The organism is Thermococcus atlanticus (assembly GCF_054657855.1).
In genome coordinates this window covers 901,203-911,154 of sequence record NZ_BAAHXX010000001.1, presented here as the reverse complement: position 1 = coordinate 911,154, position 9,952 = coordinate 901,203, and the positions used below count along the sequence as shown (strand labels likewise).

Below are 9,952 nucleotides of genomic sequence, written 5' to 3'. Positions count from 1 at the left end.
AATGCTCGACGCCTATCTCAGAAATGGCGAGCTCTTCCTGAGGGCTGAAGGTGTGGATGGGATAACCCCAGAGGTCATCAGGGAGAAGTATCTGCTGCCAGTGGAGGCGATGACACTCCATCAGGCCTCAATTGAGTCGGAGAGTGATGCCATAGCCGTTCTCCGTGCTCTTGGATTTGAGCTCTCCGGGAAAACCAAAGATATCCTCCCGGGACTAACAAAAGGAAGAAAAGGGGTATGTTCAATATGCGGTGAAAAAACCGAGATAGTCCCAAACAGAGCATTTATCTTCCCTTTCGAGCGCAAAATTGACTCAATAGTCGATGAACCCACCAGGCTTTCCCTCTGCCATGAACATGCGTTTAAACTGTATTCCGCAATGGCATATCTCTATGTCGTGCCCCTCGGCGACCGCAGGCTAAAGTTCTTCTTTGATGCGCCAGAACCCGCTTTGAAAAGGGTTCAGAACAGATTCAGGGAGTTCTGGAGGGACCATTTTTTCGTCACGGCCCGGAAAAGAGGCGAAAAGATGCGCTATTCCGTTTCGGTTAGCCTGACCCTCAGCAAAGCGCATCCGAACGAGGCCTTCTTTGCGGTTATCCATGAATTCGTTAAGTTCCTAAAAAATCGCAGGCTCCTCAAAGAGACCCTTGAAGAGGAGCGCATCGTAAGGGCACATCTGGTCGGTGGTTCAAAGCAGTTTTATGAGCACACCGTCATAGAGGGAACGACAATCGAAAGGCTGATGGCATTTCTCCACAGACTTCAGGAGTCGGGAAGGGAGGTGCAGTGGGGGAGGAGGCACCTTGATAAATGGGACGCCCCGCTCGTACTCTTCTATGAAAACCTTGAAATTCCAAGGGGGAGAGACAGGGCCAAAAACACCCTTGAGAGGGAGGAATTCATCAAAAAACTTCTCGGGGGAAAATTTGATTTCGTTCTTTTAAACCGGATTTTCATGGAGAGGCTCAGGAAAAAGCTTTCTCTGCCGGGCTACTATCAGACCTGGGCCCTCCTTTACCTGGAAACATTTGGAGGTGATTATGTGGATGCCGAAACCTTCAGACAGATCAACGGGCTTGGATATGCCCTCGGAAGGAAGATGAAGGGAAGCAACTTAGAGCGCTATTTATGGGAGCTGTTCCGGGCGAGGGGCTTTGAGGAGTTCCTTAACAGGCTGGTGGAGCTTCAGGCGAAGGTTGAAGAGAGCCTTGATTTGAGGCCGGTCTATGAGAACGAAAAGGAGTGGAAGGTGCTGAAGGCCGTTCTGATTAACGGCATGCTGAACGCCCTCTACGGAGGTGGAAAAGATGAGGGCAATTGAGGTCGTGACTCTGACCAAAATTGAGGGAGCAAACCTCAACTCCAACGGGACTGAAGGCGTCATATCCGTCCTCAAGAAGGTGCGCGACCCTGTGGACGGTAAGGAATACGTGCGCGTTTCGGGCCAGAGCGTTAAGTACCATTTAAGGCAGCTTTTAAAGGAATTCGGCTGGGAGCTGAGCCAGATAGTGCCCAAGAGCGAGGGCGGCCAGAAGGTCATAGTGTCCCTCGGAGAGCCCCAGAAATACATAGACGATGACGTCTTCGGCTACATGATAGCAAAGAAGGTTGAGGGGAAGAACGCCACGCTCAGGAGGACGGCGGTGGTAAGGACTAACGGCATGATTTCCCTCTTCCCCTATCAGGAGGACAGGGACTTTGGAGTGCGCTACGACCCCGCAGGGGACAACCACAACATCTACGAGACCGAGATTGCCACCAACGTCATGAGGGGCAACTTCTTCATAGAGCTCGACCGCCTCGGCGTCTTCAAGGAGGGCCTTGAGGTTCCGAAGCTGAACGGGCTTGATGTGAAGAGGGTGAAGGATGCCACGGGGAAGGAAGTTACCCTCTACGTGCTGCCGGAGGAGGAGCGCAAAAAGAGACTTGGGGCAATCCTTGAGGCCATAATGGAGTACCATGGGGGAGCAAAGCTCAGCAACTTCTTCACCAAGGTCTACCCGGAGGTCATGGTTGTGGCGATGCTCAGACGCAAGATACCCGTCATAGGCGACGCCCTCCGCGTCAGGGAGGGCTACGTTGATGGGAAGCTCGTCCTCGATGTTGAGAGGCTCAGGGAGACCGTGGAAACGTTTGCGGACAACATCGAGAGGCTCTACGTGGGCATCTTTGAAAGCCGCTTTGCCAACGTGGAGGAGCTGAGGACGGCCTTTGAGGGCATGGAAAACGTCGAAGTTGTGAGCATGAAAGAGCTCAGGGAAAGGATAAAAGCGCTGCCATTCGGTGAGTGAGGTGCTCGGTCTGGTTTTGAGGGCGAGACCCCTGCAGGTGCACTTCAGGATTCCATACAACTCCCTGCTCCTTGAAAGCTACCCCTTCCCACCAAAAACAACGGCAGTGGGCATGCTGGCGGGTGCTATGGGGCTTCCTGAGGAAGGATTCAGAAAACTACTGGAGTCCCTGAAGTACGGGGTGATCATAGAGAATCCGGGCATGAGGGTTGAGGAGGTGGCGGCAATATTCAAGAACCCCAACTCACCCCTCTATCCAATAAAAAAGGTGCTCATTCACGGACCGGCATACAAAATGTTCTTCAGCGGACCTGAGGAGGTAATAGAGAGAGCATATGAAGGGCTGAAGGACCCGGAGTTCACCCCATACCTCGGGGACAGCGAGAGCCTATTCTATCCGCCTGAGAGGGAATATGCGAGGATAACGGACGTTGAGAGCGGAATGGAGGAAAAGCTCAGAAGCATAGTCCCGTGGGAGATTTACAGGGATTCAAAACGCTTCGTTCCCCTCCACAGGAACATACTCGTGCCGCGGGAGTACAGCGTCCCGGTTGGCTTCACCTATCGCGGCAGGAACCGGAGGGCAATTTACAGAAGGGTGGTGGCATTTGCCAACGGTTACATCGAGCTGAAAAAAGAGGCTGAAGTGCTACTCTTTGATGGCGAACCCGTTGCGGTGTTTTGATTCCATATCCGCAGAGCTGTTCTCAACTATTTTTCAATTTTCCGGCATGAGGTCTGCAGAAGAGCCAGAAGGAGAGCTTAAATTTCCCGGAGAAAAGCTAATATTAGGGCACTCTAATGTTTTACCACCATGAAATTCCGGAAGAATGCACGGGAGGAGAGGCGGTCTCTCCGGATAAGAAGGCACGACATCCCTCCTGCAGCAGTCAAGGAACCCTTAAATGCGCTTAATTCCAAACACCGGACACATGAAGCAGCAAAGAGGCGGGAGAAGGGCTTCGATATCCCCAACAACCCCGGGGCTGTGATTACCTCCCCCAAACCCCTACAAACGAATGCTCAGACCCCCGATTTTTCCGTGCCAAGTTTATAAATAAAGCGCGGTGCTACGGGCTCCCGGAGAAAAGGTTAAATAAGAGTTCGGACAATAACATACGGGATGTATAAGGAGAAAAGGGTCAGGGTTTCCGTAGAACGGTGTCGTGTGGAAAGGGCTTTTTTCATGCTAATTGTGCTCATTATATACACGTTTCCGTAGAACGGTGTCGTGTGGAAAGCCTTTATTTCTCCATTCACCATATCAATCACCTCAAGTTTCCGTAGAACGGTGTCGTGTGGAAAGCTCCCCTTTTGAGGAGCGATAACAAACTTCTGTATCTTGTTTCCGTAGAACGGTGTCGTGTGGAAAGACTAATTGAGCATAATTTCTAAGCCCTCTTACAATGGTTTCCGTAGAACGGTGTCGTGTGGAAAGAAGAGGTGTTCAGGAACCCTTCCGTGAGGGTTTTCAGGTTTCCGTAGAACGGTGTCGTGTGGAAAGATTCTTTTTGTATTTGTCTCTTTTGTTCCCTAACTTGTTTCCGTAGAACGGTGTCGTGTGGAAAGTTACACCACCGATTATTTCCAATGGAGCTGTGTAATCTGTTTCCGTAGAACGGTGTCGTGTGGAAAGTAGTCTTTTCTTATGCTTTCCTCCAACTTTTGTTGTTGTTTCCGTAGAACGGTGTCGTGTGGAAAGGAGCTTTTAGGGAAAGCTAAGGAAATAGAAAAGCTTGTTTCCGTAGAACGGTGTCGTGTGGAAAGGAGCTTTTAGGGAAAGCTAAGGAAATAGAAAAGCTTGTTTCCGTAGAACGGTGTCGTGTGGAAAGATTGATACTTAAGAAACGTTCTCGTATCGCTTATGTTTCCGTAGAACGGTGTCGTGTGGAAAGCGATAAACTCGAAACACTTGAATATTCTATAATAACTGTTTCCGTAGAACGGTGTCGTGTGGAAAGGTGTTGGTGTAGTAGTTTACGACAATGAAATGCCATGTTTCCGTAGAACGGTGTCGTGTGGAAAGAAACAAAAATAACGAAAAGTAACTAAAATCGGCAATTGTTTCCGTAGAACGGTGTCGTGTGGAAAGTTGCTGAGTTTGTGCATAAGAAACATTTTTGTTTCTCGTGTTTCCGTAGAACGGTGTCGTGTGGAAAGCTGGCTTGATAAGGTTGTGAAGTACGGCATGCTGAGGAGGTTTCCGTAGAACGGTGTCGTGTGGAAAGTAGTATTCTGTCCTTATTTTGTCTTTCTGCTTTTCTGGTTTCCGTAGAACGGTGTCGTGTGGAAAGTTTTATACACTATACTTACCATTACAGAAACTATGGGTTTCCGTAGAACGGTGTCGTGTGGAAAGTTTTATACACTATACTTACCATTACAGAAACTATGGGTTTCCGTAGAACGGTGTCGTGTGGAAAGTTTTATACACTATACTTACCATTACAGAAACTATGGGTTTCCGTAGAACGGTGTCGTGTGGAAAGTTTTATACACTATACTTACCATTACAGAAACTATGGGTTTCCGTAGAACGGTGTCGTGTGGAAAGGGGTTATGTCAGAGATGCAATCGCTGCATTCTATGGAAGTTTCCGTAGAACGGTGTCGTGTGGAAAGATAGACGCTGAAATCAAAGGCAAGTTAAATCTGCATCGTTTCCGTAGAACGGTGTCGTGTGGAAAGCCTTTACGATGATACCCTGCAAAATCCTGCCAAAAAGTTTCCGTAGAACGGTGTCGTGTGGAAAGTCCAGCGTTCCAAACCCATTCCGCTCCTTCAACGCCCACGTTTCCGTAGAACGGTGTCGTGTGGAAAGAGAGCTCCTACAGATGGCGCCAGAGATGGCGATAATTCCCAAGTTTCCGTAGAACGGTGTCGTGTGGAAAGAAGCGTCAAACGCTCCCATATCCTCACCTCCTACCTCCGTTTCCGTAGAACGGTGTCGTGTGGAAAGTGTTCAGTCTCACTGAAAAGCTCACGATATCATCGGGGTTTCCGTAGAACGGTGTCGTGTGGAAAGAACTGTTCTTTCTCGACTATTCCAGCCAATACTTTACCTTTCGTTTCCGTAGAACGGTGTCGTGTGGAAAGGGGACATACACAATATAGTAGTCATCTTTTGCCCTATTCGTTTCCGTAGAACGCAGTCGTATGAAGGTGGTTTTATGAAGAAATCCATCTATATAACCCTGATGGGGAAGCTTGAGAGGAGGGGCAATACGCTCTTCCTCGTGAACGAGGACGGGAAGAAGGCCCTCCCCATAAACTCCGTCAGCGAAATACACTGCTTCAAACCCGTGAGCCTGAGCAGCGGGGCAATAAAGCTCCTATCCGAAAAGAACGTCCCCGTACACTTCTACAACAAATACGGTTATTACAGGGGCTCCTACATGCCTGCTGAGGCCCAGGTGAGCGGGACGGTGGTCATAAAACAGGCCGAGCACTACCTCGACCCCGAAAAGAGGCTCTACGTCGCTTCCCAGTTCCTTGAGGGGATAAAGGCCTCAATGGTGGCGTTCCTCAGGTCCCGGCGGACGGATTGGAGGGTCATTGATGGGATAGAGCTCACAGGCGACAGCCCGGCTGAGCTCATGGGAATTGAAAGCCAGCTGTGGAGGGAGTTTTATGAAATCTTTGCCTCCCTGCTTAAGCACTTTGATTTCTCCGGGCGGAACCGGAGGCCGCCGGGGGATGAGGTAAACGCGATGATAAGCTACGGCAACTCGGTGCTCTACACCGTTGCCCTGTCGGAGATAAGGAAGACCTACCTCCATCCGGCGATAAGCTTCCTCCACGAGCCCCTTGAGAGGCGCTACTCCCTCGCCCTCGATATTGCCGACATCTTCAAGCCCGTTACCGTCTTCCGCGTGATACTGCGCCTTGTGAACATGCGTCAGATCAGAGAGGAGCACTTTGACCGTGATGTGGGGGTGATGCTCAGCAGGGAGGGCTTAAAGGTGTTTCTCAGCGAGCTCAACGGTGAGCTGGGGAGAAAGGTTCTCCACCCGAGGCTGAAAAGGAACGTCTCGATTAGATACCTCATCAGGCTTGAGGGCTATTCCCTCGTGAAGCACTTCATGGGCGACTCGTCCTACAGAGCTCTGCGGGCGTGGTGGTGATGTACCTCATAGTTGTGTATGATGTTGATGTGAAGCGCGTCGCGAAGGTGCACCGCTTTTTGAAGACCCACCTCTTCTGGCGCCAGAACAGCGTTTTTGAGGGGGAGGTTACAAGGGCTCAGCTGTACGAAATTAAGAGCACTCTTAAAAAGCTCGCCGGGGAGGAGGACTCCATTCTTATCTACGAGCTCCCCTACGAGAACTTCACGCTCCACGTCATAGGGACGGACAAAAATCCTGTGGGTGATGTCCTGTGAGAATCACGGGGGTCATGGTGCAGTACTACTTCACATGCAAAAGGGAGCTGTGGTTCTTTTCGCGCGGGCTGAACTTTGACTTCGAGAACGAGGACATGCTCATCGGCAGGCTCATCCATGAGGGGTCGCAGGAGAGGGGCTGGAGGGAGATACTGCTCGACGGGATAAAGCTCGATGCCGTAAAGAGGAGGGGCTCCATTGAGGTCGTCGAGATTAAGAAGAGCTCGAAGCTCGAAGAGCCGGCGCGGTGGCAGCTGAAGTACTACCTCTACTACCTGAGAAGGGCGGGGGTTAAGGCCCGGGGGGTTGTCGCCTACCCCAAGGAGGGGAGGAGGGAGACCGTAGAGCTGAGCGATGAAGACGCTGAAACCCTTGAAAACGCGTTCGATGAAATAAAAAGAGTTATAAGCCTTGAACACCCACCGGAAGCTGAAAAAAAGCCCTACTGTCGGAAATGCTCGTACAGGGACTTCTGCTGGGTGTGAGCGGTATGGAATGGGAGGAACTTGTGAGGCTCATGAAGCTGCGGATGGCCAAGCCGGATAAAAATCTTTACGAGCACTCATCAGCCGCCATGAACAATGCAAGGATCCTCCTCTCAGGGATACCCCATCCCGAAGAGCTGGAGGAATGTATTCTCATGCACGTCTTTTTCCACGACATTGGCAAACTCGACGACCGCTTTCAGGCCAAGGTTGCCGGAAGAACAAAAAAGGCACCTCCACATGCATACCTCGGCATAGGGCTTGCGAAAAAGTTCCTCAACTGTCCCGAACCCTACAGGAGCATAGCCCTCCTCTCCATACTCACGCACCACTCGGACTATCACATGAATCTGTACTCCAGAGAGGTTGAGGGCAACGAAGCTCTGATAATCAACGGAAAGAGGATTTCAGAGCCGTCCGAACTTGTGTGGGGGCTGAGGGAAGATTTCGCCGGTAGCGTTTTCGGAGAGCTGGGTGAGGGCTACAGTGGCTTTTCACCCATTGATATGAGAGCATTATACACCCTTTTTAACGGTCTTCTGCGGCTTTCAGACTGGCTTGATAGTGCCGGCATACCGGCGGAGAGCTACCACCTGCCCGGAGGAGACACCGTTCATAGAGGCGTCATGAAATACCTTTCAGGGAGGGAATTCAGACCGCGGAACTACCAGCTGGCACTGCTCGGCAGGGGCGGGGGCTACTTCCCGCTTCCCACGGGAGATGGAAAGACCGAGACAAGTCTGCTCGCCACACCTCCAGACGCTGTTAAGGTTGTTTACTCCCTTCCCACCGTAACCACCACGGAGGCCATGAGAAAGCGCTTTGAGGCGATGTTCGGGAGGGAGAACGTCTCCTTCGGCCATGGCATGCTCTTTCTGAGTCTCTACAACGAAGGTGAACTCGAAAGAAGACTGCTCCACAGGTATGCCTTCAGGCCGTACTTCGTCTCCACAGTCGACCAGATTCTCCTCGCGTTCCTCAACTACCGCCGTTTTCCGCTCAGGGAGTTTGCACTCAGGGGCTCACATTGGATAATCGATGAAGTGCATGCATATTCCCCATTCACCCTCTCCCTGATCCTCGATGGGATAACCTACGCGAGAAATCACCTGGGAGCCAAGGTTACAGTGATGTCGGCCACACTTCCCGCACCATTGAGAGAGGAGCTGGAAAACAGGGGACTGAGGGAAATCTTACCCTTTAAGACGGTCAGGAAAAGGTACTCCTCACGCAGACGCGTGGAGATCAGGCTCAGAGACGAACCCCTGATAAACGCCGTGGATGAGATATCCGGAGAAAAGGGAAAGGTTCTCGTCGTGGCCAACACAGTAACGAGAGCAGGGGAGCTCTACCGTGAGATAAAGACGTTGAGAGGGGATACATACCTCTTCCACTCCCGATTTACGAATGAGGACAGAGAGAGGAAGATGAGGCTTGTGGAGAAGATAGAGAGCGGGATACTCGTGGCAACACAGGTTGTAGAGGTCTCCCTTGACCTCGACTACGATGTTCTCTACACAGAAGCGGCGCCGGTTGATGCCCTTATCCAGCGATTCGGCAGGATAAACCGGAGGGGAGTTAAGAGGGGCAGGGCTTTTATTTTCATGCCCGAGGGAAAGAGGGCCAGCCTTCCCTATGACAGGAAGAGTTTTAACGCAAGCATGGGGCTCATGGGAGAAATTGAAAAAGCGGAAAGCGAGCTGGATTTCTTAAGGGCCAACGACGCGTACTATGAAGCCATCTGGGGTTCATACGAACGCGAGCTTAGAAAGAGGAACCTTGAAAGGCTTTCACTTGGGAGTATAAGTCGCTGGAACACTTCAGAACGGCTTTTATCCACAAGGGACACATTTATATCCCTGCCCTCCCTGCCTCAGCCGTTCCTCCAGCATGCACTCGAACTGGCACACAGCTGGGACGACCTGAACAGCAGGGAGAGGGTTATGGCAGCTGTCTACGTAATAAAGCACACCGTAAATATACCCCTCTGGACGGTTGAGAAACATAAACTCTTCAGTGAAGACCTCTACTCAAGGTTTGGGGTCATAGGCGTTGACCTTTCATACAGCAGCGAGGAAGGGATAAAGGACGAGAAGAGGGGAGATGCGCTCATATTCTAATCTCAGTCCTCAACCCATATCTCAAGCCGCTGCTTTCCCCGTCCGAGGCTGGAGCGCTTGAACTTCTTAAGGTGGCCGATTTCCCTTATGTCCCTCACGTGCGTCCCGCCGCACGGAATTACCTCGAAGTCCCTTATCCGCGTGTACCTCGTCTCCCCCTCCCACCATATCTTCACTTCACCGCCCTCGTCAACAAGGCGGTTGAAGAGCTCGATGATCCGCTGCTTGTGCTGGTTCACGTTCTCCGGGTAGGTTATGTCGTATCTTCCCTTCTGGACGCTCATACCGCTGCCGTAGAGGCTCCACTCACCGGGAAGGACTTCGTTAAGGACGTGCTCCAGCAGGTGCATCGCTGTGTGAATCCTCATGAGCTTATACCTGTAGTCCCAGTCGATTTTAAGCTCGACTTCGTCGCCGACCCTGAACCTCTCCGGCTCGGCAACGACGTGCCAGACGTTTCCCTCCTCATCCTTGTAAACGTCGAGAACCTCCACGCCGCTTATCGTTCCCCTGTCATGGGGCTGTCCGCCGCCGGTCGGGTAGAAAATCGTCTGATCCAGCAGGAGGGCGTTCTCTCTGACTTCAAGAACCTTCGCCTTGGCTTCCCTCAAATATGCGTCCTCGTAGTAGAGTTTGCGCGTCATCTGAATCACCTGAAAAAGAATAGAGGTTA

General features: G+C 51.4%; 9 protein-coding genes and 1 CRISPR repeat array. Of the genes, 8 read left to right on the top strand and 1 reads right to left on the bottom strand.

The genetic code is table 11. The annotated features are described in order from the left end of the window. Nucleotide 1 precedes the first annotated feature (1 nt). The 8 genes from ACYQ27_RS04815 (at nt 2) to cas3 (ending at nt 9,279) form a co-directional block, all read left to right on the top strand. Nucleotides 2-1,324, top strand: a complete 1,323-nt coding sequence (locus ACYQ27_RS04815) for a hypothetical protein (RefSeq protein ID WP_456420446.1) — start codon at nt 2-4, stop codon at nt 1,322-1,324. Then, complete coding sequence (gene cas7i, locus ACYQ27_RS04810; protein ID WP_456420448.1) at nt 1,311-2,294, top strand: type I-B CRISPR-associated protein Cas7/Cst2/DevR; 984 nt, start codon at nt 1,311-1,313, stop codon at nt 2,292-2,294. The genes ACYQ27_RS04815 and cas7i overlap by 14 nt, the downstream gene beginning before the upstream one ends. Beyond that, complete coding sequence (gene cas5, locus ACYQ27_RS04805; protein WP_456420450.1) at nt 2,287-2,979, top strand: CRISPR-associated protein Cas5; 693 nt, start codon at nt 2,287-2,289, stop codon at nt 2,977-2,979. Before cas7i ends, cas5 begins: the two co-directional genes overlap by 8 nt. A gap of 129 nt (nt 2,980-3,108) precedes the next feature. Further along, a complete protein-coding gene (locus tag ACYQ27_RS04800) occupies nt 3,109-3,351 on the top strand; it encodes a hypothetical protein (protein WP_460041116.1) in 243 nt (80 codons plus the stop codon). A 90-nt stretch (nt 3,352-3,441) separates the two neighbouring features. Beyond that, nucleotides 3,442-5,389: a CRISPR direct-repeat array (repeat unit 29 nt; unit sequence GTTTCCGTAGAACGGTGTCGTGTGGAAAG). A gap of 74 nt (nt 5,390-5,463) precedes the next feature. Further along, nucleotides 5,464-6,417 (top strand): type I-B CRISPR-associated endonuclease Cas1b, encoded by a 954-nt coding sequence (gene cas1b, locus ACYQ27_RS04795; protein ID WP_460041115.1) that lies wholly within the window; start codon nt 5,464-5,466, stop codon nt 6,415-6,417. Next, the gene (gene cas2, locus ACYQ27_RS04790; protein ID WP_456453433.1) at nt 6,417-6,674 is read left to right on the top strand and encodes a CRISPR-associated endonuclease Cas2; all 258 of its coding nucleotides are present in this window, start codon (nt 6,417-6,419) and stop codon (nt 6,672-6,674) included. The genes cas1b and cas2 overlap by 1 nt, the downstream gene beginning before the upstream one ends. After that, nucleotides 6,671-7,159 carry a CRISPR-associated protein Cas4 gene (cas4, locus tag ACYQ27_RS04785; protein WP_456453432.1) on the top strand — a complete coding sequence of 163 codons (489 nt, stop codon included), beginning with the start codon at nt 6,671-6,673 and terminating at the stop codon, nt 7,157-7,159. Before cas2 ends, cas4 begins: the two co-directional genes overlap by 4 nt. Nucleotides 7,160-7,164: 5 nt before the next feature. Further along, nucleotides 7,165-9,279, top strand: a complete 2,115-nt coding sequence (gene cas3, locus ACYQ27_RS04780) for a CRISPR-associated helicase Cas3' (RefSeq protein ID WP_460041114.1) — start codon at nt 7,165-7,167, stop codon at nt 9,277-9,279. A gap of 2 nt (nt 9,280-9,281) precedes the next feature. Here the strand turns inward: cas3 and ACYQ27_RS04775 are convergent, their stop codons facing one another. Continuing rightward, nucleotides 9,282-9,923, bottom strand: coding sequence for an alanine--tRNA ligase-related protein (locus ACYQ27_RS04775; protein WP_460041113.1), 642 nt, complete (start codon nt 9,921-9,923; stop codon nt 9,282-9,284). Between the last annotated feature and the right edge of the window lie 29 nt (nt 9,924-9,952).

Bases quoted from the DNA above. Each gene is read 5' to 3' on its own strand.
- cas3 (WP_460041114.1), top strand. From the start codon at position 7,165: ATGGAATGGGAGGAACTTGTGAGGCTCATGAAGCTGCGGATGGCCAAG.
- cas1b (WP_460041115.1), top strand. From the start codon at position 5,464: ATGAAGAAATCCATCTATATAACCCTGATGGGGAAGCTTGAGAGGAGG.
- cas7i (WP_456420448.1), top strand. From the start codon at position 1,311: ATGAGGGCAATTGAGGTCGTGACTCTGACCAAAATTGAGGGAGCAAAC.
- ACYQ27_RS04800 (WP_460041116.1), top strand. From the start codon at position 3,109: ATGAAATTCCGGAAGAATGCACGGGAGGAGAGGCGGTCTCTCCGGATA.
- cas2 (WP_456453433.1), top strand. From the start codon at position 6,417: ATGTACCTCATAGTTGTGTATGATGTTGATGTGAAGCGCGTCGCGAAG.
- ACYQ27_RS04815 (WP_456420446.1), top strand. From the start codon at position 2: ATGCTCGACGCCTATCTCAGAAATGGCGAGCTCTTCCTGAGGGCTGAA.
- ACYQ27_RS04775 (WP_460041113.1), bottom strand. From the start codon at position 9,923: ATGACGCGCAAACTCTACTACGAGGACGCATATTTGAGGGAAGCCAAG.